The 25997-nt window shown below is 48.5% G+C and carries 28 protein-coding genes; 8 read left to right on the top strand and 20 right to left on the bottom strand.

Annotated features, from left to right (window positions below; genetic code table 11):
• Positions 1–228: 228 nt before the first annotated feature.
• The 8 genes from HP398_RS14705 to cysK all read right to left on the bottom strand — a co-directional run bounded on the left by HP398_RS14705 (position 229) and on the right by cysK (position 7312).
• Positions 229–987 (bottom strand): carbon-nitrogen hydrolase family protein, encoded by a 759-nt coding sequence (locus tag HP398_RS14705; protein WP_173622949.1) that lies wholly within the window; start codon positions 985–987, stop codon positions 229–231.
• Between the two features lie 15 nt (positions 988–1002).
• Positions 1003–1908, bottom strand: coding sequence for an ATP-grasp domain-containing protein (locus tag HP398_RS14700; RefSeq protein ID WP_173622948.1), 906 nt, complete (start codon positions 1906–1908; stop codon positions 1003–1005).
• Positions 1909–2048: 140 nt separating this feature from the next.
• Positions 2049–2390, bottom strand: a complete 342-nt coding sequence (locus HP398_RS14695) for a hypothetical protein (protein WP_173622947.1) — start codon at positions 2388–2390, stop codon at positions 2049–2051.
• Between the two features lie 144 nt (positions 2391–2534).
• Positions 2535–3428: a hypothetical protein gene (locus HP398_RS14690; RefSeq protein WP_173622946.1), complete on the bottom strand. Its 894-nt coding sequence runs from the start codon at positions 3426–3428 to the stop codon at positions 2535–2537.
• 184 nt (positions 3429–3612) lie between these two features.
• Positions 3613–4755 (bottom strand): hypothetical protein, encoded by a 1143-nt coding sequence (locus HP398_RS14685; protein WP_254476114.1) that lies wholly within the window; start codon positions 4753–4755, stop codon positions 3613–3615.
• Between the two features lie 133 nt (positions 4756–4888).
• Entirely contained in the window at positions 4889–5224 is a 336-nt protein-coding gene (locus tag HP398_RS14680; RefSeq protein WP_106834341.1) for a YuzD family protein, read from the bottom strand.
• A 29-nt stretch (positions 5225–5253) separates the two neighbouring features.
• Positions 5254–6387: a bifunctional cystathionine gamma-lyase/homocysteine desulfhydrase gene (locus HP398_RS14675; protein WP_017251361.1), complete on the bottom strand. Its 1134-nt coding sequence runs from the start codon at positions 6385–6387 to the stop codon at positions 5254–5256.
• Position 6388: 1 nt separating this feature from the next.
• Positions 6389–7312 (bottom strand): cysteine synthase A, encoded by a 924-nt coding sequence (gene cysK / locus HP398_RS14670; protein ID WP_007715789.1) that lies wholly within the window; start codon positions 7310–7312, stop codon positions 6389–6391.
• Positions 7313–7507: 195 nt separating this feature from the next.
• Between cysK and HP398_RS14665 the strand changes: the two genes are divergently transcribed.
• Positions 7508–7735 carry a NifU family protein gene (locus HP398_RS14665; protein WP_007715787.1) on the top strand — a complete coding sequence of 76 codons (228 nt, stop codon included), beginning with the start codon at positions 7508–7510 and terminating at the stop codon, positions 7733–7735.
• A gap of 51 nt (positions 7736–7786) precedes the next feature.
• Here HP398_RS14665 and HP398_RS14660 read toward each other — a convergent pair whose 3' ends face one another.
• From HP398_RS14660 to HP398_RS14650, 3 genes are read right to left on the bottom strand one after another with little or no spacing between them, the layout of a single operon-like run.
• Positions 7787–8707 (bottom strand): alpha/beta hydrolase, encoded by a 921-nt coding sequence (locus tag HP398_RS14660; RefSeq protein ID WP_173622945.1) that lies wholly within the window; start codon positions 8705–8707, stop codon positions 7787–7789.
• Entirely contained in the window at positions 8704–9663 is a 960-nt protein-coding gene (locus HP398_RS14655; RefSeq protein WP_017251363.1) for a 2-hydroxyacid dehydrogenase, read from the bottom strand. The genes HP398_RS14660 and HP398_RS14655 overlap by 4 nt, the downstream gene beginning before the upstream one ends.
• The gene (locus tag HP398_RS14650; RefSeq protein WP_017251364.1) at positions 9620–10705 is read right to left on the bottom strand and encodes a protein kinase family protein; all 1086 of its coding nucleotides are present in this window, start codon (positions 10703–10705) and stop codon (positions 9620–9622) included. Before HP398_RS14650 ends, HP398_RS14655 begins: the two co-directional genes overlap by 44 nt.
• A 164-nt stretch (positions 10706–10869) precedes the next feature.
• On the opposite strand from HP398_RS14650, the gene HP398_RS14645 reads away from it, so the two are divergent.
• Positions 10870–11385 (top strand): phosphatidylglycerophosphatase A family protein, encoded by a 516-nt coding sequence (locus tag HP398_RS14645; protein WP_017251365.1) that lies wholly within the window; start codon positions 10870–10872, stop codon positions 11383–11385.
• On the opposite strand, the gene HP398_RS14640 is transcribed toward HP398_RS14645, so the two are convergent.
• The 4 genes from HP398_RS14640 to HP398_RS14625 form a co-directional block, all read right to left on the bottom strand.
• Positions 11380–12159: a TIGR01457 family HAD-type hydrolase gene (locus HP398_RS14640; RefSeq protein ID WP_017251366.1), complete on the bottom strand. Its 780-nt coding sequence runs from the start codon at positions 12157–12159 to the stop codon at positions 11380–11382. The genes HP398_RS14645 and HP398_RS14640 overlap by 6 nt on opposite strands.
• Before the next feature lie 135 nt (positions 12160–12294).
• Entirely contained in the window at positions 12295–13524 is a 1230-nt protein-coding gene (locus HP398_RS14635; protein WP_173622944.1) for a DUF4073 domain-containing protein, read from the bottom strand.
• Positions 13525–13831: 307 nt separating this feature from the next.
• Complete coding sequence (locus HP398_RS14630; protein ID WP_026043310.1) at positions 13832–14461, bottom strand: helix-turn-helix transcriptional regulator; 630 nt, start codon at positions 14459–14461, stop codon at positions 13832–13834.
• Between the two features lie 108 nt (positions 14462–14569).
• Positions 14570–15004: a DUF86 domain-containing protein gene (locus HP398_RS14625; protein WP_017251369.1), complete on the bottom strand. Its 435-nt coding sequence runs from the start codon at positions 15002–15004 to the stop codon at positions 14570–14572.
• Between the two features lie 270 nt (positions 15005–15274).
• Between HP398_RS14625 and glpX the strand changes: the two genes are divergently transcribed.
• The 3 genes from glpX to HP398_RS14610 all read left to right on the top strand — a co-directional run bounded on the left by glpX (position 15275) and on the right by HP398_RS14610 (position 17161).
• Positions 15275–16249 (top strand): class II fructose-bisphosphatase, encoded by a 975-nt coding sequence (glpX, locus tag HP398_RS14620; RefSeq protein WP_173622943.1) that lies wholly within the window; start codon positions 15275–15277, stop codon positions 16247–16249.
• Positions 16250–16261: 12 nt separating this feature from the next.
• Entirely contained in the window at positions 16262–16531 is a 270-nt protein-coding gene (locus HP398_RS14615; RefSeq protein ID WP_017251371.1) for a DUF3055 domain-containing protein, read from the top strand.
• 153 nt (positions 16532–16684) lie between these two features.
• On the top strand, positions 16685–17161 hold the full coding sequence (locus HP398_RS14610) for a hypothetical protein (RefSeq protein WP_173622942.1): 477 nt from the start codon (positions 16685–16687) through the stop codon (positions 17159–17161).
• A 66-nt stretch (positions 17162–17227) separates the two neighbouring features.
• Here the strand turns inward: HP398_RS14610 and HP398_RS14605 are convergent, their stop codons facing one another.
• A complete protein-coding gene (locus HP398_RS14605) occupies positions 17228–17893 on the bottom strand; it encodes a YutD family protein (RefSeq protein WP_017251373.1) in 666 nt (221 codons plus the stop codon).
• 79 nt (positions 17894–17972) lie between these two features.
• On the opposite strand from HP398_RS14605, the gene HP398_RS14600 reads away from it, so the two are divergent.
• The gene (locus HP398_RS14600) at positions 17973–18965 is read left to right on the top strand and encodes a YhcN/YlaJ family sporulation lipoprotein (RefSeq protein WP_173622941.1); all 993 of its coding nucleotides are present in this window, start codon (positions 17973–17975) and stop codon (positions 18963–18965) included.
• A gap of 70 nt (positions 18966–19035) precedes the next feature.
• Here HP398_RS14600 and lipA read toward each other — a convergent pair whose 3' ends face one another.
• The 4 genes from lipA to HP398_RS14580 all read right to left on the bottom strand — a co-directional run bounded on the left by lipA (position 19036) and on the right by HP398_RS14580 (position 24047).
• Positions 19036–19938 (bottom strand): lipoyl synthase, encoded by a 903-nt coding sequence (gene lipA / locus HP398_RS14595; RefSeq protein WP_017251375.1) that lies wholly within the window; start codon positions 19936–19938, stop codon positions 19036–19038.
• 101 nt (positions 19939–20039) lie between these two features.
• Positions 20040–22235 (bottom strand): ATP-binding protein, encoded by a 2196-nt coding sequence (locus HP398_RS14590; RefSeq protein ID WP_173622940.1) that lies wholly within the window; start codon positions 22233–22235, stop codon positions 20040–20042.
• Positions 22232–23359, bottom strand: coding sequence for a metallophosphoesterase family protein (locus tag HP398_RS14585; RefSeq protein ID WP_173622939.1), 1128 nt, complete (start codon positions 23357–23359; stop codon positions 22232–22234). Before HP398_RS14585 ends, HP398_RS14590 begins: the two co-directional genes overlap by 4 nt.
• A gap of 136 nt (positions 23360–23495) precedes the next feature.
• Positions 23496–24047, bottom strand: a complete 552-nt coding sequence (locus HP398_RS14580) for a DJ-1/PfpI family protein (protein ID WP_017251378.1) — start codon at positions 24045–24047, stop codon at positions 23496–23498.
• 206 nt (positions 24048–24253) lie between these two features.
• On the opposite strand from HP398_RS14580, the gene HP398_RS14575 reads away from it, so the two are divergent.
• Both HP398_RS14575 and HP398_RS14570 read left to right on the top strand, forming a co-directional pair.
• The gene (locus HP398_RS14575; RefSeq protein ID WP_017251379.1) at positions 24254–25261 is read left to right on the top strand and encodes a M23 family metallopeptidase; all 1008 of its coding nucleotides are present in this window, start codon (positions 24254–24256) and stop codon (positions 25259–25261) included.
• A 107-nt stretch (positions 25262–25368) separates the two neighbouring features.
• A complete protein-coding gene (locus HP398_RS14570) occupies positions 25369–25995 on the top strand; it encodes a TetR/AcrR family transcriptional regulator (RefSeq protein WP_017251380.1) in 627 nt (208 codons plus the stop codon).
• The last annotated feature ends 2 nt before the right edge of the window (positions 25996–25997 follow it).

The following is a 25997-nucleotide window of genomic DNA, read 5'->3' as shown; positions in this document are numbered from 1 at the left end:
GACGAAATAAAGAATAATTCCCACTACCAAAATGATGCTACGCAACAGAGGGTTAGCCCGTAACCATACTGCATTTTGCATCCCCAACACAAGCGCGGGTAAAAAACCACCAATCATACATGCATACAGATAAGAGGTCAGATTGTACGATTTGGTTTCATAGTTTACACCAGGCTTCAGACTCGGTTGAAACAATTCTGGATTCATTCATTCACACTCTTTCTTTAACTAATCAACCAACTCAGGCTGGAAGCGCTGGGCCAATAATCGGGTCGCTCTCGCAGGATCAATCTCATACACGAGCAGTTCCTCGCTCCCTGAAGCTGCGACACACAGTCGTTCCCCCGTAGGCGAAATCAAAGCCGTTGTCACCTGTTGATTCGGAATCGCATAGTTCACGCTGGCAAAGTAGATGTTGTTTTCCAAGCTTCGGCAAACCATTGCCCCGTTGTAAAAATCGGGATTGCTGACTTCCCCTGTAAACATCGGATGGAAAACGATACTTGCCCCGCGGCGTGCCGCCCACCGTACCGTCTCTGGATACCGCCATCCTTCATGACAGATGACAATTCCAAAAGCCACGCCTTCCATTTCAAACAACTGGCGCCCTTCACCAGGAACATAATCGAACAGATCCTCATCTGGATCAATCTGATTTTTGATTTGCATCCCGAGGTCTTCTCCACTTTTTCCGATGACAAAGGCGACCAGATGATACCCGCGCTCATCCTTCCATTCTATCGGCAAAATCACGGCGAGCTTGCATGCCTTTGCCATCGCACGAATCTCCCCTAGTGCTCCCAGCTGAATCTGGTGATCGTAGGCTTCCACTTCATAGCCTACTCCTCGCAGCCCCGGAATGACGGATTCAGGAAAGCAAATCAGATCGCAGTTGTGGTTGGCGGCATTTCTCATCTGCTGCTTAATGATCGCAAGCCCCTCCGCCGCTGATTGGGGAAACCTCGTCTGGGCCAAACCTATTTTCATGGGTAGATACCTCTTCTATGTTAGATTTCCTTTTATCTTTGTGAAAAATTCAAATGTGTCAGCCTGTTCGGGCAGAGCAGACACCTGTGCATCCCCTAGCTCGAGGATGGTCCACGAGCCATTTTCCAGCTTTGCGATGTCCATGGTAAAAAAGCGGCTCTTAATTTTTTTCGCTACCTCTAAAAATGTCTGGAGGTCTGGCGGCGTATCGTCATATTGTCCTTCTTCCCAGTAATTTGCCATGTACATGGGTTCGCCATCCAAAAAGAAAACGCGATATTCCTGAGATAATGGCATGTTGCTCTGCGAGTGATGGGTCAAAAATTGAAGCTTCACAAATTCTCGAAAGACGATTCCCTCATTCAACTCATCCTGCTGCAGCTCCAGAAATCGATTGGTCACTTGCTGTACCTTTTCTTTATCGGAAGCATCGGGGATATAGCAAGCCTCATTCCAATCGTGCTTTCGAGATTTTACAAAATCTTTGATCATAATCGGAGACTGACCAAATCTATTTACGATCCGATACACGCTCTCAAATGACGCGTCTATCTCTTCCTTATACAGCCAGACCGAAAGCGGTGTGAAATCTTTGATGACTTCATAAGATTCAGGCAGGTAATGGCAATGCACGTACTTTTCGGGTGTATTGATTAACTCTATATTTTGGGCTAGCAGGGCGTTGTACAATTTTTGGTACAGGAATGGTTTTAGCATCCATCCCCTGTAGATAGCCGTTACTTTTTCAGGAGCGGGTTGTATTTGTTTCACAGCCGCTAACGGGTTGTCATGGTATATCAGTTGTTCCAAGCTGATCAGATGAATGTCCAAGCCGAGTTGTTTTGCGCACGTATACTCATATTCGTAGGTTTCATCGACTTTGTTTTCTTGAAATGGCTGGCTGCAAAATAAGACTTTCATCTGCACGATCCTCCTCCAGATGCTAGAGAAAAAGTAAGGAAAAAACAGGGATTTTCTATATCCTTCCATTATACAAAATAATTCTTTCCATGCAAAAAAACCGTCAAGATTAGTCCTGACGGTTTCCTCATTTTGCTAGTTTATCGCTTTTGGACACGTAAAACGGGTACTTTTTTCGGTTCAAAGGTGTCTGCCAACACCTTCTCATGGATGACATTCAGCTTGAGCAAACTCGAAATTTTCCCGGTATCCGCCTTCGACATGAGGCGCCAAAGCGAAGGATCTGGCAAGGCGTTGTAGAGGCGATCATCATTGTATTCTCGCCGCTCCTGATAGGAGATCAGCAGCTTGAATTCGCCTTCCTCTGCGCTGCCTGCTTCGCTGTAAGCTTCAATCAGTTTCCCCCGCAGCTCGTTCAACTCTTCCTCTACCTGCTTTTGAATTTCCTTCAACTCGTAGTAGCGAGCAATCGGTTGGTCCATCCGCTCTTCCTCCTTTGGTTACCCCTGTACCCAAAATCCATATGAGAAAAAGTCGGTTAGTAGAACCATTCGCTGGTAACGAAAAACAGCCTCCTTTTTCATTTCCGTCATGAAAAGGAGGCTGCGTATCAAGCTCTACAATTTTTACTTTTCAATCATCGTGTTGATCGCTTCACCCGGGTGTTTTTTCAAGAAAGTAGAATACTCTACTTCCCATGGATTCCATTTGCCGTCACCTTGGTAGCCCCAAACAGAATTAATGCGGGAAACGGTATCTGTGTTGTTCATACCTACAAGTCGTTGCTCTCCTACCAGCTCAAATGTACCGTTCGCATCCATATCGACTGGAGTCAGGGAACCGAATGGATAGGAGAATACAGAAACAGCATCTTCTGTTGGCTGTACTTTGCCTGCTTTGTCATACAGCTTGGCAGCTACGTATACATCCTGGTTGGCACTCACATCAAGCGTCAGCGGCTTATCCAGATGGGAGCCTTTGCCTTCTACTTTAAAGCCATCTACGAATTTCCCCTCGTACCGGATTCCTTCGTTTTCCTTTTCACCAAAAATCACGGCTGGCTTGTTGTTTTCAAAAGTAGCGATTACGTGGCTGTAAACACCGCCGCTTCCGCCAGTCGCTGTTTTAACGAAAGCATCTGCAACATGATCACCCGTGAAGTCTACGAGAGTCAGCTCGCCTTCATAGCCGCCCAACTCTTTGATATCCGTTTGACTATAAGCGCCGGATTTTCCGTCTTTCACTACGATGTTCATATTGGAAGCATAGATGTCATCTGCTTTTTCCTTTTGGCCGACCAGATATACGATGTCATCCTTTTTATCGCCATTGACGTCAGCCGTTTTTTGATCGATCACATAGGTGTTTTTGTCGAGTTTCAGTTCAGCCGCAGCCGAGAAAAGCTTTCCTTTTTCAGAGTCTGCGTGAGCTACTTGTGTATTCATTGCAGAAAATCCAGCTACGCCTACAACCCCTGCAAGCAGCAAATATGTAACAGGCTTCATCCATTTTTTATTCATCGTTATGGCCTCCACTAAATGGTAAGTTATTGGTTACATTTACTACTATAGGACGACGCCTGTTCCATTTCGTTACAAAAGGTTTACGAATGATATACAAATAGTAAACAGCCCATTACTTGACGTTTTCTAACACACTTTTGATAATGGCTGGCGAGTCTTGACGAATGTTCAGATTGTAATGCTATCTGACTGCCTGATAGACGGCATCTACGTTTTTGCTGCTTTTATTTTTGCGATAGGCAGCCACTTGCTTGGCAAACTTCGGATGGTGGATGAGATCACGGCTCCAGTCCCATACGCGGGGCTTCATCGCATCCTTGCGTGCCAACTCCAGCATCTTGGGGAAACGCGGAACGAAATACTGAAAAATTTTTCCCCTTGCATTCTGGTATTCCTTCGTTTCATCGATGGAGTACTCTCCGTTGTCCTTATATGGTTTGCCATTCACAAGGATGAACTCACGGAGTTGAACAGGCAGCATGCCATCTAACAGCTTGACTTGGTAATACTCCCAACCCTCGGCCGTCTTTTTCCCCGGCAGAACGAGCGTGATAAAGTGAAACAAGCGTTCATAAGCATATTCCTGCCCGTATTCGTTCGGACCAGGGTCCATGCTAAGTGGTGACTTTGGATAAATATATCCTTCTTTATCGACTTCAAATCCAGGCAAGCCTACCTCGACTGCCCACCGAACGGCAACATTCTCCGAGTCCTTCAGGTCAATCCCCCCATGATAGGGTCGGGTTGCTCCAAACATACGGTAGAGTACCGTTGCGACGAATTCCTTCGTTGCCATCTCATCATCAATTTCGTCAGGCATGACGTATCCAGCCTGGATGAGTGGCTTCAGTCGAGCATCCATATGGATTTGGGCACGACTTTGGATTACTTGTTCGTCTTCACTTGTTAGACGTTCGAGGCTCCTGATCCGCTTGTCCAGCTCATCCAGATTCACATCTGCGGGATAAGCTGGGGGAAGTGTTCCGATAAAATCGTACACATTCCATAGAAATCCTTTTTTCGAGGTTTGAAATTTCAGGTTATAAGAGTAGTACATTTTGTTTAGTGATTGTGGATCACCACCACCATGCATGTCCGAGTCACCAGACGAATAGGGACGCACCCCTACTGGAAGCGGTTGCGGATTCGTAATAGAGACCATCTGTTTATTCAAAAACAAGTACTTTTCCGGATTCGGCGGTAGCTTGTATGTAATCTGATAGGTAGCTGCTGCTGCCTGCGTTTGAGGCAAGGGAGCAGTTAACATACCGGCAAAGCAAATTGTACATGCCAGAGCACCGATCACCATTCTTTTCCTATTCATCCCAAAATTATCCTTTTTATCATAATACTCAGTAGACGAAAAAATGAACAATGTCGTTTCTCACAGATAAAAAAAACGACCAGGCTCATGCATCTGGTCGCTGTAAAAAATGTTTGTGGTTGCTCTTATGCTGTTATTCGGCATCGGCTGTAGAAGCAATCGGCTGCACGCCCATGTTCTCCAGCTTTTCATAGATATCCTTTAATTTCGGATTTCCCTCACCGACAATTTCCCCGGAAATTACGACAAGCGGATACCATAAATCTTCCTCGATAATGCGATTCGCCCAGCTTTTGTCATCGTCTGTCTGCGGCTGTTGAAAGTCGCTATAAACGATGCGGATGCTGTCACTCCCATATTTGCGAGAGAGTGCCGCCTCCAGCCACTCGGCTGTTTCCTTTGCAGATGGCAAATTGACGCAGCTTGCGCACAATTGCTCTGTCCCAAAAACCTTGATATCGACAGTCACTATATCCGCCCTCCCCCGGGTCAGCTAGCTTAGGACAATGCTTGTTCCAGGTCCTCGATCAAGTCCTGAACATCTTCAATACCAACAGAGATGCGCACCAAGCCATCCGTAATGCCCAGCTCAGCACGGCGCTCTGCCGGGATAGATGCATGTGTCATGCGTGCAGGTACGCTGATCAAGCTCTCCACTGCACCCAGTGATTCAGCCAACGTGTAGTATTTTACCTTTGCCAACACTTCGTCAGCACGCTCTGCGCTTCCTACGTCGAAGGAAATCATACCACCAAAGCCACGAGCTTGCTTTTGAATCAGCTCATGACCAGAATGGCTGGACAGTCCAGGGTAAATGACGCGTTTGATGTCACTGCGCTCAGACAGCCATTTTGCTATCGTACGTGCGTTGTGCTCATGCTCTTCCATCCGAATTCCCAGCGTCTTCATACCGCGCAGCAAGAGCCAAGAATCTTGTGGCCCGAGCACTCCGCCAATTGCATTTTGCACAAAATGGAGGTCTTCGCCCACTTGCGCATCTTTTGCTACGACCAGACCTGCTACTACGTCGCTGTGTCCGCCCAAATATTTCGTTGCGCTATGGAACACGATGTCAGCACCGAGATCCAGCGGATTTTGCCAGTATGGTGTCATGAACGTGTTGTCTACCACGAGCAGCACGCCTTTTGCTTTCGCGATGCCTGCCAACGCGCTGATGTCGCTTACTTTCAGCAGCGGGTTTGTCGGTGTTTCCATAATGATTGCTTTGGTTTCCGGGCGAATTGCCGCCTCTACTGCTGCCAGATCACTCGTGTCTACATAGGTTGCTTCCAGACCCATACGGGAGAATACACGTGTAACGACGCGGTAAGTACCACCGTATACATCGTCACCTACCACGAGATGGTCGCCTTTGTTGAACATGGAGAGGATGGTAGAGAGTGCCGCCATACCAGAACCAAATGCAAAGCCACGAGCGCCGCCTTCGATTTCTGCGATGTATGTTTCCAAAGCGTGACGAGTCGGGTTCCCGGTACGGGAGTATTCGAAGCCCTTGTGAACGCCAATTGCTTCCTGTTTATAAGTACTTACCTGGTAAATTGGAACGGATACGGCTCCTGTATGTGGATCTCCATCGATTCCGCCGTGGATCAGACGAGTTTTGATACGCATCTTAAATTCCCCCCTGGTAAATTTTCTTGCTTAGATAACGTTCGCTGCCGTCAGCAAACAGTGTAACGATATTCGTCCCTGGAGCAGCTTCTCTTGCTTCGCGCAGTGCCGCTGCCATAGCTGCACCTGAGGAGCTGCCTACGAGCAAGCCTTCCTTGGCAGCCAGCTGCTTGACCAGATCGAATGCTTCCACATCGAGAATCGTGTGAATAGCATTGAAGTAGCTCGTATCCATGAATGGAGGCAAAAACTCCATGCCGATCCCCTCTGTTTTATGCGGGCCGGATTCTCCCCCATTCAAGATGGAACCTTCTGGCTCGACAATTACCGTTTTTACGTTTGGGTTTTGTTCTTTCAAGTAACGAGCAGCACCCATGAAAGTACCGCCAGAGCCAGCGCCTGCCACAAATACGTTTACTTGACCGTCCATTTGACTCCAAATTTCCGGACCTGTTGTTTTGTAGTGTGCGTCTGGATTTGCCGGGTTAGCAAATTGCTGTGGTACAAAAGCACCTGGAATCGATTCTGCGAGTTCTTTTGCCTTGGCAATTGCACCCTTAATCCCCAACTCTGTCGGTGTATTGACGACTTCTGCTCCGAGGGCACGCATCAGCTCTTGCTTTTCCTCGGAAAACTTCGCTGGTACGCAGAAGATGACTTTATAACCAGTTCCTACAGCGGCCAGCGCTACACCAATTCCTGTATTTCCTGCTGTCGGTTCGATAATGGTACCACCTGGGGCCAATTGGCCATTCTCCTCTGCGGCACGAATCAACTCCATGCCGAGTCTGTCTTTTACGCTGCCTCCTGGGTTAAAATATTCCAGCTTGGCGAACAAGCGGACACCTTCAGGGAGCTCAAATTGTGTAATTTCGACGATCGGCGTATTACCAATCAGTTCCTTCACATTACGAAATACGTTCACGAAGATCTGACTCCTTATATTGAAGTACTTGCTTCTTTCTTTTTCATTATAACATGCAAAGATTACAAAAAGTCCATGCTACTAAACTTCGGTGTGTCAGCGGAACTTCAAAGTGTCAACAGGGCATGTAAGCCATGGATTTCTCACCATGGTATGATTATAATAAAGGAGAGGTTGGAAAGGAGTGAATGTAACATGGATATCATGGATCAAGTACAAGAAGTTCTCGATAAACTGCGTCCTTACCTGCAACGTGACGGCGGAGACGTACAACTCGTTGATGTAGAAGATGGCATCGTGAAGCTGCGCCTGATGGGTGCTTGCGGTAGCTGCCCTTCCTCTACCATCACCCTGAAAGCAGGAATCGAGCGTGCACTGGTGGAAGAAATCCCAGGCATCAAGGAAGTTCAACAAGTATTCTAATCCAGTCACATCGACATGAAAGCAGCTACAGCAACCGCGTAGCTGCTTTTTTCATTTCCTCTTCCCCATTCCCTTTTCCAAAAAAGCTACGACGCGCTTCTCGTATTCCTCTGGAACTAACGGATAACTGCGGACGTGACCCGCTCGCGGTACGATCCAAATCTCGGAATCTTTATCTTGCGTCAGCTCAAATAGTCGTTCGCTGTTCACCATGGGGATCGTCGTATCGCCTGTTCCGTGTATAAAAAGGATGGGTTTTTCCGCTTGCTTGACTGCCTGATACGGATTGACGTCACTCGGATTAGCTCCTAGCAATATAGGACACAAGGTAAGGATGAGCCAGTTGAATGGAAAGCGAGGCAGGCCCGTCCACTGCGGCAAGTTCTCAACCAAGTATTCACGCAAGGAATAGAATGGAGAATCCGCTACAATCGCAGTGATGCGTTCATCCACTCCTCCCACCATCAAGGAGGTTGCCGCCCCCATGGAAAATCCGACGAGACCCAGTGTATGTTCCGGCTTCTTGGCTGCCGCAAAATCAATGGCCCCCCGCAAATCCTGCTGTTCCCGAAGACCAATCGTAGTCAGCGCATCGCTGGACTCACCCGCATTTCGAAAGTCAAACATCAGGACGTCAAAGCCGGCATGAACAAGTCTTGCCGCTAGTGACAGAGCGGGAAGATGCGGTTCTAATCTGTTTTGGCTATACCCATGGGCGAAGACTACAGTACGTCCATTGGAGACTTTCCCATTTTTTTCAGCTGACAAGTACCATCCAGCTAACGAAATGGTCGTTTCCCTGCTCGAAAAAACGATGGATTCCACCTGTTCAATCCCAAAATCTCGGGGGTCCATGTTAACCCGCTTTCGTACGGGATGCGTCAAGCGCCAGGTTACGTGAAACGACACGGCTACTGCTGCAATCAAGAGTAGCAATAAGAGTCCTGTGATTCCTACAAAGAACGTGTTCATATGGCAGTCAGAGGTTCCCTCCCACTTAGTACAGCTACGATGTTAGCAGCAGCCAGCCTCGCCATCTCCGCCCTCGTTTGCACAGTTGCACTACCGATATGTGGCAATGCGACTACATTTGGCAGCTGCAAGAGCGGGTTATCCATCGGGACAGGCTCGACCGCAAAAACGTCCAGACCTGCCGCCCATATTTTTTTGTCTACCAACGCTTGATACAATGCGGACTCATCGACTGTCCCACCACGAGAAACATTGATAAACACAGCGGTTTCTTTCATGAGCGAAAATTGTTTTTCCCCCATTAACATGCGTGTGTCCTCTGTCAGCGGTGTAAGCAGAACGACGTAATCGGACTCTTGCAGAAGCTCCGCCAAATCAGCATACCGTGCTCCTGTCTCTTGCTCAGCCTGCGGTTTGCGATTCCGGTTGTGATACAAGATCCGCATGCCAAATCCTTTGGCGCGTCTCGCCACAGCTTCCCCAATTCGCCCCATCCCAATAATCCCCAGGGTCGAACCATATATATTTTGTCCAGCCATGAGGGTCGGACTCCACGATGTCCATTCCCCCTGCAATAAAAATCGATTGGCTTCCGTCAATCGGCGGCCTGTTGCCATCAATAAAGCGAAAGCCAAATCGGCTGTAGACTCTGTCAGCACATCAGGCGTGTTGGTTACGATGACCTCGTGTCGCCTGCACGCTTCCCAATCAATATTGTCGTAACCGACCGCCATGTTCGCCACGATTCGGAGTCGTTTTGTACGCGCCAAAAATTCCTCATCCACGCGTTCTGTCAGCATGGTCAAGACGGCATCTACATGTTCAATCTTTTCTAGCAACAACTCACGCGGGATCGGCGTATTTTTTGTCCATTGCTCGACCTCGGCTACTTTTTCAAGCATCGCGATCACTTCAGGATTGAGTTTCCTCGTAACGAAAACTTGTTGCTTGATCATCTTTTTTCCTCCACAACCAGTCAATTTGTGGAATGGATACGTCATAACGCTGTGCAATGAATAGGGGATACTTTCGAAGTCCGTCTTCCATTTTGGTTAGCTCGTCTTCCAACTGCGTTTGCCATGCTTGGATGTTGACTTCCTGGCGCTCTTCTACTGGCAACTCCATATAGGTCTCCACGAGCCTCAAGAACCTGCCTGGGTAGAGCATGAGCGCATAAATCACGGCATATTCAGCTGGCTGTAGTGCAGAGACGCTGTTGTAGCCGTCGAGAAAGCTGGTCACAGCCTCTTCATTCCAGCCGTTTCGCTTTGTCTCGGCTTTAATCCACTGCCCAACATCACGAGTACGCATATCAAGAACCCAGTTCCATTCACCTGCCATTAGACGTACATCCTTCTCTTTCCATAGCATATACCCTTGATCAAAATTTTGGTAGGCTACTTTCCCGAGACTAGCTGTTTCCTTCACAACTTTATCGTATCCAGCATCCAACAAATATTGAACGGACAATTCACCAAGCTGAGTAATGTAGGTGAAGCAGGTCAACAAATATTCATCCATTGGCGCGAGCTCTACATTATCCTCATCCATCTCATCCCGGTACTCATTAAAATTCCGTAGCTTTTTACGCCACATACTCGGCCAGTTGCCAAGAGAGCTATAAGGGATAAACATCTTGTCAGATGAAAAATCACTCGTGGCCAGATGGAACTGTGCGAGTGATTGGCCGCTGGCATAAAATGGATTGTCAGGAACCGCCTCCCGCACGCCTCTGTATAAATAGTAAAGCTGCTCATCATCAACGATATGAGCCTGCCCGCTTGTTGTATTCACCAGCTTTAACAAGCGAATGTTTTGCTGTTGACTCAAATGATTTTTTACTTTTTCAATAAACTTGCTTTTGTATTTATATCCGGCTGGCGCCTCGAACATGTAGTAAAGGCCTCGATCCGTTTCCAGTACCTTGCTTGCCCCCGTCGTGCGATATCCCTGGAGTTCAAAACCGTACTTCTCCTGAAGAAGCTCTTTTTCTTCCATACAGTCGTTCACCCTCCTTGCATACTGCTCTTCTGGCATTGTATGTCGTTAGATCGGGATAGGTGCCTATCTGTATGCAGATACTAGATACATTCATGCCGACTTTCTGGGTGCTGAAAAGTCGACGTTTTGAACTCGCACGTGAAAAAGGAGGAACCTCAAGCATGAGTGAGCATCCACTAAATAGTGAGAGTTGTCTGGACTTCGTTATTGAGCTTTTGGAAAAACGAGGAGTCAGTATGAACGACATTGCTGAAATTGTCATGTTCCTACAGTCAAAATATATCCCGGACATCACCTTGGACATGTGTCTGGACAGCGTCACTGCCGTCTTGAAAAAACGTGAGGTCCAAAACGCGTTGCTGACTGGGATTCAACTCGATATCCTCGCAGAACAAAAGCAGCTGCTGCCTCCGCTCCAGGCGATTATTGAATCAGACGAGCCTCTCTATGGCATAGACGAGGTACTCGCCCTCGCCATCGTCAACCTGTACGGGAGCATCGGATTCACCAACTTCGGTTATGTAGACAAGCTGAAGCACGGCAAACTCGCCGACCTCAACGACAAGCGTTTTGGTGTCCATACTTTTTTGGACGATCTCGTCGGTGCGGTCGCAGCAGCCGCCTCCAGCCGTATTGCCCACCGCCAGAAGCAGCAGGAAGAATGCGCAGAATCATAGGGAGATTCGTCGCTGCCATTCAGGCAAATCTTCGGCAATATGGGTAGGCGCAGCATGATGCTTGTCTGCTTCTTCGCGGGTGGAATAGCCTGTCAAAACGAGCAAGCTGTCCAAGCCGCTGTTGGCACCTGCCTCAATGTCCGTATATAAATTGTCCCCGACGATCAGCGTGTCAGCCGCAGCAGTACCAAGCTGATCCAGAGCATATCGGACGATGATGGACTCTGGTTTGCCAATCACGATTGGTTTGGTCGCAGACGCAACGGAGACGGCTGCCACCAGTGAACCATTGCCTGGGAACAGTCCGGCATCCGTCGGCAGGGCTGCATCTGCATTTGTAGCGATAAAGGTTGCTCCTGCACGGATAGCGCGTGCGGCGATCGCCAGCTTTTCATACGTAAAAGTACGATCAATCCCAACAATGACATAAGCCGGATCTTCTTCTGTAATCACATAACCTGCATCCGTCAGCTGATCATGCAAGCCCGCCTCTCCAATCACGTAGACGCGTGTACCCGCTGGTGCTTGCTCTCGTAAATAAGTAGCGGTCGCCATGCTCGTGGTATATACGTCCCGAGCCTCTGCCTCTATGCCCATTGCCACCAGCCGTTCCGCCACGTGCTTTGCAGAGGCTGAAGAATTGTTGGTCAGGAACAAATACGGAATCTGATGAGTTTTTAAGTGGGTGATGAATGCTGCGGCTCCCGGAATCGCTTCTTTTCCCCGATAAATCGTTCCATCCAGATCAAGTAAATAGCCTTTATATGGTTTCACGTTGTTCCATCTCCCATCTGTTTCGTAAGCCGGTTGTACAAGCTCTCCCCTCTTAGTGTAAACCTTCGTCCTTTCTATCGCAAAAAAAGAGGACCCGATCGGCCCTCTTTTAACGAACAATGCACGGAAGTCCACTTATTTCTTGAATTTAACCATGATTGGCTTGCCGTCTTCTAGGTTCATTTCCCCTTTATGACGGACATACACGGTCTGGTTCCCTGGAAATGTCGGTGGATTTTCGGGATCAAAATCCCGCCAGTTTTTTTGCTTGCCAACTGCGTACTCCATGTATGGCGTCGCGTTGACAAGCACATTATTATCATCATCTGCCTGTACATCCGGCGGCAACTGCTCGATTTTTCCATTATGGATGCCGAGCTTCTTAATGACTTTGTCGTGTTGGTAGTCATACGCTTGGATGACGACATCATTACCGTACACTTGCAAGCGCAGTCCTTGCTTGAAAGCCCCTCCATCCGGCGCGACTTTTTCGCCGCCGTCTGGACCGGCTGACATCCATCCCGTTTCAATCCCGCCTGTGTTTACGACGGTAAAACCGCGTTTGTCTCCGCCTTTGACTTTCTTTTTGCCTGCCCAGTCCGGTAGGTTCAGATCCCAATGGGTGTGACTCGTGAAGAAAACGACTTGCGGATAGTCTTTCAAGATGTCAAGGAGCTTGTCCACCTTCAGGTAATCGTTCATGTATGGATTTTGTTTGGAGCCGGAGACACTGTCTGGAAGCACATGGTGGGAGAATACGAAAATGGGCTTGTTCTCGTCCTGCTTGCTGTAATGCTTCAGATTTTCTTTCAGCCAATCCAGTTGCTCGTCGCTCATGTATACTTCATCCCACAATTTTGAATCGTGGTATTTCATGTATTTTTCTGTGCCGAGAAAGAGAAAGGGATATCCATTGATTTCTTTCTGGTGATAGACTTTGTCTTCTCCGCTGAATTCGTAGAAGTTATCGAACAACTCTTCTTCCGTTGTGCCGTTTGGCCAGCTACTTTGTGCAAGCGTTTGGGGATTCTTCCACTTCGGCACATAAAACTCATGATTACCGATGCTGTACCACACCTTTTCAGGGTGAGGATTTTTATCGAGTACATCTTGCACGGCTTGATATTCAAAATCATAGCCGCGAGGAGTAATATCACCGTTAATGATCAGCGCTTCGGAATTTGAATTTTCCTCATTGATGTCTTGCAAAACGTGATCAAAATCTCGGAGGTCTCCTTGGATGTCACTGATCACGTCAAATGTCATCGTCATCTTTTTCTCTTTTGCATGAGCGGAATCATCGACTGGAAGGATTCCACCCAACAAGATGGCAGAAGCAGCTATACTTGATACCATTTTTTTCATTACGGATCACTCCTCATCTGTTTTCGTCACGACACCCACCCGAATAACCAATATTATCCTGCTATCATTCCGCCTTTCTGTTGTTTTCCCTGTGTTTTGTTGTTTTTTACACCATAAATAGTAGATGTCCAACATAAAGAAAACGTTAAAACAACATTAAGATTGCGAGAATGTAGTAAAAGGGTACTTAATACCTGCCTGTTTACAGAAAAAAGGCACAGGATCCTAACCGAATCCTGTGCCGGGGAAATCTTGTAAACAAAAGAAAAAAATCCACCCGATTTGAGTGGACTTTCGTTATAGCTCGTTATTTCGCTTCCTTGATGTGGAACACGCATTTGTCTCCGCCTTTTGCCATGCACGTGGTTTGCTCGACATTGGCATTCAAGACCCGACGGAACAACGAGAGTTCACAGCTACACGCTTGGTTGAATTCACGAGCTACTTGCGAGATTGGGCAATTGAACTCCTGAATCCGATAGCCGTCTCCATTTTCGTCCTTTTCCCATTCCACCATGTAGCCTTTATCGTTTTGCAGCTCGGCTAGCTTGGCTACACGCTTTTCCAAGTCACCTTGCATGTGGGAGCGATAAGTCTCCTCCAAGCGATTCTCGCGGCGTCTAAATAGCATTTCTATTTTGGACAAACCATCGATTTCCTTTATGTCTTGTAAAAAATCTAATGTCAAATGAGAATAATTGCGCGGGAACAGTTCGTCTGCTTCCTGCGACAATGAATAAACATTCGTTGGGCGTCCCATCGCTTGGCGAACAAGCGTAGACTTGATCAAATTATCTCTCTCCAGGGTGTTCAAATGACGTCGAACCGCCATTTCAGTAATCCCTAGCTCGACGGCCATGTCGCTGACAGGGAGTGAACCTTTGACCTTGAGCATGTGCAGGATTTGATCACGAGTGGACGTTCCTTCGTTTGTCATACGTATCACCGTCCTTTCTCCCTATTGTAGTGGATCAAGACGTTTTAGTAAACAAACGAAAGTCTTTTGTATAAAATATCCGCTACCTAGTGTTGGAATGAAAACATTTTAAAACAGTTCTTTTTTCAAGAAGGCTCTCACCTGTGGCTCAAACTGACGAATGGCACCGGCAGCTTCTTCTACCAGGCTGTACATCTCATTGACCGGCACACTTGTATAATCATTAACCAGATGCTTGCGGAAATCAGTAACACGTGTCAGGATCAAAGCCTGTTCATCCGTGATGACTTGCTCATCCCGCAAAATTTCCACGATGTCGCTGTAGCTTCCTGGATCGCGCATAATGAATCCGTCGATCAGCGCGTTTCCGACATCCACTATTCCTTCGATAGACAAGTGCAGGGCTCGCTCCATCGCTGCAACAGCTACTTCATCTGCCAAAACCGCTTTGGCTCCTCGTTCGCTGAGCTTGTCCAACAGATCAAGCATACGAGACATATGTTCCAATACTTGGTCGATTCGTTTTGTATTCACGTCGTACATATATTTCTCCTTACTTTCGCTTTTTTGATTTGCGTTTTGAGTAGTAAACGGTAAACACAAATGTTAGCACCAGGACGAGAAGCACCAATTCCCCTTCCTGCAAATAGGAATTGCTCACCGGTTTCACCTCTTTTCATCCCTCAGTATACCAAATTTGTACGACCTGTCACGAATCACGTTCGTCTTTTGATCACGCAGTTGTGATCGTTCACTTTATGTTACAATGATGGGGTGAATTTTTGTCGGCAAGCATAAGGGGAGGAACACACTGTGGAACGCGAATTGGCTCTGGAAATTGTGCGGGTAACGGAAATGGCTGCACTCGCCTCTTCTCACTGGATGGGACGCGGGAAAAAGAATGAAGCAGATGGAGCAGCGACCAGCGCCATGCGCGCCATGTTTGATACGATTAACATGAGGGGTACCGTCGTCATTGGCGAAGGTGAACTGGATGAGGCCCCCATGCTCTATATCGGTGAAAAGCTCGGTAACCCGGAAGCAGGCGGGCCTGAGGTAGATGTGGCGGTTGATCCGCTAGAAGGAACGACGATTGTCGCCAAGGGTCACAACAATGCCATGTCTGTTATCGCCATCGGCGACCGTGGAACACTGTTGCATGCACCAGACATGTACATGATGAAAATGGCCGTCGGCAAACGTGCTGCCGGACAAATCAACCTTTACGATCCCGTGGATAAAATGATAGAGGTTGTAGCAAAAGCAAACAACAAGCGCGTGCAAGATGTAACGGTCATTATTCAGGAACGCGACCGCCACCAGGCGATTATTGACGCCATTCGTGAAAAGGGTGCGCGAGTGAAGCTTTTTGGAGATGGCGATGTAGGTGCTGCGATTGCTGCCTGTCTGCCGCATACAGGGATTGACCTGTTCTTGGGTATCGGTGGTGCGCCTGAGGGCGTGATCAGTGCCGCGGCGATCAAGTGCCTGGGTGGCGACATGCAAGCCCAGCTCAAGCCGCAAAACGACCTCGAGCGCGAACGCTGCATCAAAATGGGGCTCGACAATCCGGAACAGCTCTTGACGCTGAACGATCTGGTCAAAGGGGACGACGCCATTTTCGCGGCAACAGGCGTCTCTGATGGAGAGCTGTTGCAAGGCGTGCGCTATCTCGGTGATGATATGGTGGAAACTCATTCGATCGTCATGCGTGCCCAAACCAAAACCATTCGCTTTGTCCGCGCTGTACACAATACCGAACACAAACCAAATCTTTTATGGAAGTAGAGGGATACCTATATGGCAAATGATTTGTTTTACTTGTACGACGAAGCTGAGGATACGCGAACGCGCTTTGTCAGCTTCACGGGCGAAGCTACACGTTTTGACCTCGCGATTACAACGACCAACCGTTTTTATGGGAAGGCGATTGTCATCAACATTCAAAATGGACGCTCCGCTATTATTGGACATGATGATCTGGAAGAAGAAGGCTATCTGGAATTCGCGTTCAACTTGAACGAGAGTGAAGCAGAAGAATTGAAATCATTTTTGGAAGCAGCTATTTAATTCACCAAAGGAAGAGCGATTGAGGGCTCTTCCTTTTTTTATTTGTAGCTCCCGCCCATTTCCTACTGGACAATGCTCCTTACAGGCGTATGCCTCGTATACTGCTACTGCACAGATGCACAGACAGATAACGAGAGGAGTGCGAATCGCATCATGCAATCTTATCCATACGACCAAAGCTCATACGATCAAAGCTCATACGACCAAAGCTCATACGACCAAAACCAATACCATCAAACTCAATATGATCCAAACGAATACGATCAAAACCAATTTGTTCCCGCTCAATATGACCAACCACCTTATTACTCAGCAGACCAGGATTTTCGATACATTCCAGAAGATCAGGCACATCCAGTCTTTTTCCGAAGAAGACGAGGTCCTGAAGTCGTTGTCGTCCCACAGCCATATCCTTGGTGGGGATGCAATACATGCTGGCCTGGCTATTGGCCCACATGGGGCTGGCCTGGTTGGGGACCCGGTGGGTTTGGTGGTCCTGGTGGGTTTGGTGGACCCGGTGGTTTTGGTGGTCCCGGTGGTATTGGTGGACTCGGTGGTATTGGCGGACCCGGTGGTATTGGCGGACCCGGTGGTTTTGGCGGACCCGGTGGTTTTGGCGGCGGTTTTTAGAAGAAAAACGAAAAGAGCCCTGACATACAGGGCTCTTTTTTATGCTTCGGTTATTCTGAGTCATTTTTAGGATTCACGTTTCGGCGTATTTGGTCCTGTTGGGACTTTATCGCGTTCGCGATTGGGTTTCAATTGATTGGGACGGCGCTCTCGTGAGTTGGAATCCTTGCCGTTTTTATCGGGTCGATCCTTTTGAAACTTTGGCTTCTCCCCGCGCTCGTTTCTCCCTGCCCCATTGCGATCAGCGCCAGCATTGTTCTGGCGATCCTGTTTATTTTGACGCGGGTGATAGCGTCTGCGATCTTTTCGTTCTACAAAAGGCGAAGAGCCACCCTCTTCACGGGGGATGTCCTGACGAATATCAATGATGACATCAAAGCCAGATTCGTCATGCCCGCTCTGGTCGTCACCGTTGCCAACGTTTGCTTTTACCTTGCGTAAAACGAAGTACGGACAACCAAAATTGCAGAACTCATGCAGGTACTCATCCAAAGCGGCGATCCGCTGCTCGAACGGTACTTTGCGATTAGCGTCAGTATAAAACCCACGAAGACGAAGCTGACCATAGCCCCAGTCCCCTACAATATAATCGTACTTGTCGAGGATGTCGCTATAGCGCTCCTTGAACGCTTCAAGGTTCCAGCCGTCTCGATTTACTTCCATGACTTCATAAGTACCGGCTTGCGTGCGAATCAAACTCGCTTCCTCCTTACGCATGTATACTATGTCCATCTTATCATATTTCACGCAACATGAGCTAAATTTCCCACGATAACTGACCTGTGCCTTTGGACATTCTATCGTGTAGGGGGTGTTACCATTGAAAAAGACATGGTTGTATCCTGCGATTGCAGGGATTGCGCTCTTAGCTACTGGTTGTTACAACAATGCTGCGCCTAACTACACACATCCGAACAAGACGATGTCGTACCAGTCTGCTCCGCACGTTCGAAATTTTGATGGAATGCACGTCCGTAACTACGATGGCATGCGCTCGACAAACATTGACGGGTATCATCACACTCGTAATTACAATGGCACAAGCACCACAAATTTCGACGGCATTCACACCCGCAGCTACGATGGCATGCGTGACGGGCTTCATGTCCGCAACTACGATGGCATGGGACTGACCAACAATGCTGGGATTAACAACGGTGTCTATCCACATGGTACCTCTCCACGAGCAAATGTAAACAACTACAACGCCTTCACCAGCGGGATGAGACCGTACAATGCCTTTACGGATCATAAAGCTGGTATGGGTACGGGTACAGCAGGTGTTTACAATACTCCGACTGGAAGACACCATTCCATTTATCAACAGCATTCTTGGAATCGCGGTGGAGCAGGAGTCATGCAAACCGGAATGCCACGCATGGGCTATGCGCAGACTGACCGTCAGCATATGAAAACCGCCAGTGTAACAAACGTCTATGTAGACCGTGATGCATTGGCAAAAGCTGTAGGGAATGTCACTGCCAGTTGCCCTGGCGTTCAGCGTTCTACGGTCTTGGTAACGGATAAAGAAGTTTTTGTAGGTGTGCACACACAAGGAGCAGATGCGCACACAGCGAAAAAACAGGCAAAAATGAACGCTGAATCGGTTTCACCACGCTATTACAAAGTGTATGTTACCGATAATCCGAATGACATCCAAGAAATCGCTCGTGTAGCAAGCCGCTCCAGCAACGTGAGTACAGCACGTACAGAAGATGCGAAAAGCATTGAAACGCTTATCAAACGTATGGGTGGAACATCCCATAACGTGAAGGCAACTCACAAAGCTACAACCAGTCGCTAAAGCCCTCTCCCCCATATAGTGAAAAACCCCCTCTTTTCCGCTCGTGTAGAGCGGCTGAGGGGGTTACTTATTATTGCGCTTTCGGCATGGATTCTTTCGCAATCGTTTCCTTCGCGGCACTCGCCTGCTCATGAGCGTGGTACGAGCTGCGTACTAATGGACCTGACTCTACGTGACTAAAGCCACGCTTCATGCCTTCATCCTTCAAGTGAGCGAATTCATCTGGATGGTAAAATTTTTCTACCTTCAAATGCTTCTTGGTCGGTTGCAAATACTGGCCAATCGTCATGATGTTGACGTCGACAGAACGCAGGTCATCCATCGTTTCGATGATTTCCTCCATCGTCTCGCCTACACCAATCATCAGACTGGACTTCGTCGGAATGCTCGGCTGGAATTCCTTCGCCTTTTTCAACAGTTCCAGCGTCCGATCGTACTTGGCTCTTGCCCGTACGCGATCTGACATCCGGCGAACCGCCTCAATGTTGTGGTTTAGTACGTCAGGCTTTGCGTCCATGACCACTTTTAACGCATCCCAGTTCCCCATAAAATCGGGAATCAATACTTCTACAGAGGCAAACGGCAGTCGACGACGAATCGCACGAATCGTATCGGCAAAAATCTGTGCGCCTCCATCTGCCAAATCATCACGAGCAACGGAAGTAACAACGACATGCTTCAAACGCATTTGTTCTGCTGCTTCTGCTACACGTTCTGGTTCAGCTGTATCCAGCTCCGTCGGTAGTCCCGTTTTTACTGCACAAAACCGACAGGCTCGGGTACATATATCACCCAAAATCATGAAAGTTGCTGTACCGCTTGCCCAGCATTCATGAATGTTGGGGCATTTTGCTTCTTCACAAACGGTATGTAGCGTCTTCGTGCGCATGGTTTGCTTAAGCTCTTTAAAGCTGGCTAGTTCTGATCCTGAAACAAGGTTGATCTTGAGCCACTCCGGCTTGCGTTGCGTCATAGGGCTCACTCCTCATGTGACATCATGATACAAGACAATAACAATCTCCATTATAGAGGTTGGATTTCGGAGGGGCAACCTCTTTCCTCCCCCGGAAACAATTACCCGATCCGATGCACGGTATGACGGTTCTCTTGACGAAGCAATGGCTCCAGCATACGCAGCTCTCGTTCATGACAGGTGAAAAGAAACACTTGCTGTTCTTGTGCCAGCATCGCGACATAGTCAAGCGTTCGACGCAGACGCTCTTCATCATAATGGACAAAATGATCATCGAAAAACAGCGGCAATGGCTCCGACTGCTTGGCATGATGCACCAATGCCAAACGCTGGGCAAGGTATAGCTGATCAATGGTCCCCGTGGAACATTGGTCCTGTTCGAGCACCATTTGTTTGGTCGGCGAAAGCAAACGGATGGCAAATCCGTCACGGGGATCGAGTCTGACATCCCGATACGCTCCCCCTGTAATATGCTCGATGACCTCCGAAGCCTGCTGATTTACAGCAGGAGTGCTATCCCGTCTCCATTCCCCTACTGCCTCCTGAAGCATTTCCCGAGCCAACTGAAGGGCATCCCGCTTATTTTGCAGCTGACGAAGTGCTGCCTGCGCTTCCTCAAGCTCATCAGTCGCGCGAGATAATGACAGGCTCTCATGAACCGCCATCTCCCCATTTCCTCTGGCCATTTGTTCCCGCAGCTCCTGCAGTCTCTCCTCAATCTCCACCATCTCGATACGTAATTTGCCTTGCTCTGTCTCAAGCGCGTTTTTCTCCTGATCAAGTAGGGTTCGAAGTGCCTCCCCCCAGCTTGCAGACAGATTAGCCTCCTGCTTCGTTTTCGCCATCTCGGATAGTAGCTGCTCAGATTGTTGCGTGCGCGTGCTTTTCAGTAGCTCTTCCCGTCTTTCCAAAAATGTATCCCAATTACTCGCCCCCCATTTCTGAACGAGTATGGCGAGTTCAGCATCGAGTGAAGCGATCTCTTCTTGTACTCTTTGACTTTCCTGTAGCGTATCATTTTCTGCTATCTGTTTCGGTTCGCCCGTACTCTCTTTTACTCGCAGCAAGAAAACCCCAAAGCCGAACAGCAACAAAGCGGCAGTCACAGAAACTCCTCCCAGAACGGGATGTCCACTCACGAAGCCGATTACCCCAAGAACAGAGAATATCCCTGCGCCGCCCCACATGAGTGCAGCTCCCCGCTTCCTTTTCGCCTGATTGCCTTGGCGAGTCCTTCGTGATGCTGTACTTCGCGGACTTGTAGAAAGGGCCGATACAGCCAGTGACGCCAAACGAATATGCAATGCTTCTCGCTGTTTGAGCAATTGTACGCCTTTTTCATAATCGTGCTGTAAGGGTATGAGCTGGTCATCACTCTGTTGTACGACTACCGTCGGCATGTTTACCTGAGTGAAACCACGTCTTGCCTCTTCGTGAATAGCCAGCTCGGCTTCAAAGCGAGCCGTTTGCTCCCACCACGTCCAGTCTTGTTGACTGACAGGGGCATAGCTTCGTTGCCAGCGTTCCTGCAACGCTTTTGCTTGTCCGGTTGAGCGATCCAGACGCTGCTCCAATCTGCTGCGCCGCAGTTCTAATTGCTGACATTCTTCTGTGGCTTCCGCTATTTGCAGCGTCAGTTGGCTGATCGTTCGCCACGCTTCTTTTGCGTTTTCCTTCTCCTGCTCTTTTTGCGCCACCTTCGTAGCGGCTTTTCCCAAAAGTGTATTTTCGGCCCGTTCTTTTTTGCCGATGACCGCAACCTCCCGATCCAGCTCCGCCAAAATTAGTTGGACAGCCGGATTGGCTTCTTCCGCAGTCGTAAAAGTCGGAATCAAATGCTCAGCCGCCTGAAGCGGTTCCCTCCTGATCCACGTCAAATCCGTAAATAGACTGCGTGTAAGGCCCGTATGCTTTTCGATAAAATTCCGTTCCTTGCGTCTGTCTTCCAAATAAAGCTCAGTCATTTCCGTCCATTCGGGGTCCAAAAAGAGGCGCGCATCCTCCCGTTCCTTCGTCAACTGACGATGAAGGCGATAGGTTTTGCCCGCTAAATTGTAAGTAATGATCGTTTCGTACGCACCACTCTGCCACGGACGGTATTTTTCATATTCAGGCAAGTATCGCGCGGATTTGACGTAATCGCGCTTCATTCCATACAAGGCAGCGAAAATACCTTGTAGGATCGTTGATTTTCCTGACTCATTAGGGGCATAAAACAGATTGATGCCTGGAGCAAAACGAAAGGTAGCATCCTGCCATTTTCCGAAGCCCCCCAGCACTAGCTCCTCTATTTTCATCGAATGGTCCCTCCAATCCGCGCCAAAGCCTCTTGCTTGGCTAACCTGACGATTTCTCGCTCGTCCTCATTTTGCGCACGGGACTCCGCCTCTGCCAGCTTGGAAAGCCATCTCCCCCAGACGCCACCCTCTGCGATCAGCTTGTCCTCATCCACATCAGGCCAGGTCCGGTCTGTCAGCTGCAGCACAAAAAAACGGGAAAATCGCTGTTGAAGGACGGACACTGGAGGCTGAAAATGCGCAGCACGTTCTCCTGTCAGCGTGATGTACATCATATCGGAATCCTTTTCCTCTGCGAGTTGCTGCTCCATCCGATCAATGAGCTGCTCAGTCGTTTCGACTCCATTCCCTTTGATATCCAGCTTTCTAATTTTGCGTGACTGGACAGGAATCGCCGTGAGCCGCAATCTGCCATCATGATCTAGCTCTCCATACAAAACATTACGTTCTCCCCCTTCCTTACTCGTCAATCCTTCTGGAGAGCCGGGGTAAGCTGCGAACGGTTGTTTTTTGACAGGATGTATGAATTGCTCCAGCTTGTGAATGTGTCCCATCGCAACATAGTCCATGCCCGTCTGTACGAGCTGCTGCAAGGTGACAGGCGCATACGGATGATGCTCTTCGGTACCTGAATCGGAAAGCACACTGGCATGCAGAACCATCAAATGATGGGCATACCCTTCCAATTTGCCTGGAAACGTCTCGAGTGGCGACTCGTACACATGTGGCTGCCCAAAGCCCCAGCCATAGATCACGCACGACTTTTCGGGAAATTCATACACACCCCACTCGGGTGTAAACCAGTAGACGTTCCCTGACCATTCCAACGTTTGATAAAACGAATCTGCTCGCCACGGATCGTGATTGCCAGGTGCGATCACAACAGGAATTGGTGCGATGCTGGCAAAAAGATCACGTAAAAACATCGCAGTTGATCGTCTTCCCCCGTGGTATTCCAGCAAATCTCCGGCAATGAGCCAGAAGTCTGCTTCCTTTTCTCGGACGAGGTCACAGATTCTTTTCATCGTTTGACGAAAATCATCCTGACGCAGCTCGTAACGCTCCCCCAACATTTGAAGCGGCGCATCCAGATGGACATCCGCTGTATGAATAAATGACAGCACGATCAATTCCACTCCTCACATGAAACAGACGAACATACTTTCCCTTTATGATACAGAGGAAAAGGCTGGATGAAAAGCATCTATCAGAACGAAAAAACTTCCGCCAGCAGTGACGGAAGTTGGGGGGATTTGGTTTTTACTTGAGCAAACGAAGGAATTCACGCATGAAGCCTGGCAGGTCTGGCCATGCATGTCCGGAAACAAGATTGCCATCGACATGGAGCGTTTCTGTTTGGTAGATCGCTCCGCACGCCTCTACATCGGGTCTGCATGCCTGGTAAGCTGTGATTTCACGTCCGGCTAAGTGCTCGCGAACGATGGTCAATACTTGGGAACCATGGCAGATGGCTGCGACTGGCTTGTTGGTCTCGAAAAAGTGCGCCACAATCGGCTTCAAGTGCTCATTGAGCCTGATATGCTCAGGTGCCCGTCCACCCGGAATAATCAAGGCGTCAAACGCCTCAGGGTTAATATCTGAGAATGCAGCATGGGCGGGAAGCTGATAAGCTGGCTTTTCTGTGTATGTCTCACTGTGTGCTTCGAAATCATGGCAAACGGTGTGTAGGGTTTTCACGCTGGGTGCTGCAATGACCGTTTCATACCCTTCTTCCAAGCAGCGGTAATACGGATAGAAAACCTCCAGTGCTTCTACAGCATCACCTGTTACAATCAACACTTTTTTGCTCATCACACAGCCTCCTCATGACGATTTTTAAGGAATACACTCCTCCTGATTTCAATTCTTTGGCTGTACGGTATGCTCCTGCCTCCTTTTCTGCAAATTTACAAAACTTTCCCCGACAACAACCAAAACGCTTTCCAAAAGTATCTTGGATAATCCACTCCAACTGGCAGAAACTACAACAAAAGACTACGAGGCTGGAGGGAGACGGCATGCGAGTTTTCCGCCTAATCATTCAGATCAGCTTGTGCGTGGTTGCAGCTATTTCACCACTAGAATCCGTCGCCGGAGTTGCTCCGTCCGCCAATGAGCAAGACCCGGTTCTTCAAGAGCGCTTGCAAGTTTTTTTGCGCTTGGAATCGATGTACGGCATTCCGTGGAATTATTTAGCAGCCATTGATCAATACGAGCGAACCATGAAAATACGCCGGAAGAAGCAGGAGCAAGAAAACGTTTCACGACTAACTGCCGTGGACATTCCAAGCGATCGTTGGGCAGGTGCATTCAATCCTGATGCAGAGGATACGAATCCGGTATCCATCCAATTTTTTAAAGGCATCGGGATGGATGGAGATGGCGATGGTGTCGCAGATCGTCACAACGATCTCGATGCACTCACTACCTTCATTCACTACCTATCCCAATACGGCTTCTCCCATGAGGATTGGCAAATTGGTCTTTGGTCGTACTACCAGCGGGATCGTTCTGTGAAGACGATCAGGCAGTTCGCGCAGGTGTATGCAAAGTATCACCATCTGCACCTGGATGAGCGGCATTTTCCTATCCCCGCGAGGTACGATTACAGCTACCGCAGTACATGGGGGGCTCCACGTGGCTGGGGTGGTCGTCGGATCCACGAGGGGACCGATATTTTTGCGAGTCACGGCACCCCAGTACTCAGCACAGCGTACGGAGTCATTGAGGTAATCGGCTGGAACAGGTTTGGCGGATGGCGGATCGGCATGCGTGACATGGGCAATGTGTACCATTACTTCGCACATCTTTCCTCGTTTAAAAAGGGATTGAAGCCGGGTGACATCGTGGAGCCAGGAGAAGTGCTCGGATATATCGGCAGCTCTGGATATGGGAAGCCCGGCACCTCAGGCAAATTCCCTCCCCATTTGCACTACGGTATGTATCGGGAAACAGGTGGCGCAGATTGGTCATTTGATCCTTATCCGTATTTACGTCGTTGGGAACGGCAAAAGAAGCGGCAATGAAGCCGCTTCTTTTTTATGGGCAGCTCTTTTCATTGACAGACATCATCCGTAAAAATACAATAAAAATAGAAAAACTGGACAGTCGTCCAAAAAAAAGAGGTGAAAAAGTGACTACCCAGAAAAAAGCCGAAGCAAAACGGGCATTTTTGATTGAGCAAGCGACTGCTTGTCTGGCTGAAAAAGGGTATGCACATGTTTCCTTGCGCGACATAGCCAAGGAATCTGGCGTCTCACTTGGCATTCTGCATTATTACTTCGCAAGCAAAGAAGAGCTTTTGCTCGCTGTCATCTCTAGCTACAAAGGACGTTTCATGGAAGAGTTGGAACGCGAAGTGATCGCAGCTCCATCTGGTGAATGGTCAGCAGCTCTAGCTCGTGTCTTGTGCCGGAGTCTACAAGAGGATCGGAAGCTGCATCGACTCTGGTATGACTTGCAGGTACAGGCCATGTACGTTCCTGCGTTTGGTGAGCAGGTAAAAGTCATTCGGTCCCGTCTGCATCAGCTCATCTCTCGTATGCTCGTACGGTTACAGCGCGAAGAACAATCCTCATTGACCATCGACGAAGACTCCGCAATCTCCCTCATTTACTCTGCAATCGACGGATTCCTTTTTCAATTTTTGCTCGATGAGTCACAGAAACCGGAAGAAGCGATTGCCCGTTTTGAACAGACCTTTGCCTATTTGATGCATACACTCTTCTCTTCTGAATCTTTATCTTCTGAATCGAGGTGAAT

The organism is Brevibacillus sp. HB1.4B, from assembly GCF_013284285.1.
In the GTDB taxonomy this organism is placed as follows: Bacteria; Bacillota; Bacilli; order Brevibacillales; family Brevibacillaceae; genus Brevibacillus; species Brevibacillus porteri.
This window is presented reverse-complemented; position numbering and strand designations above follow the sequence as displayed.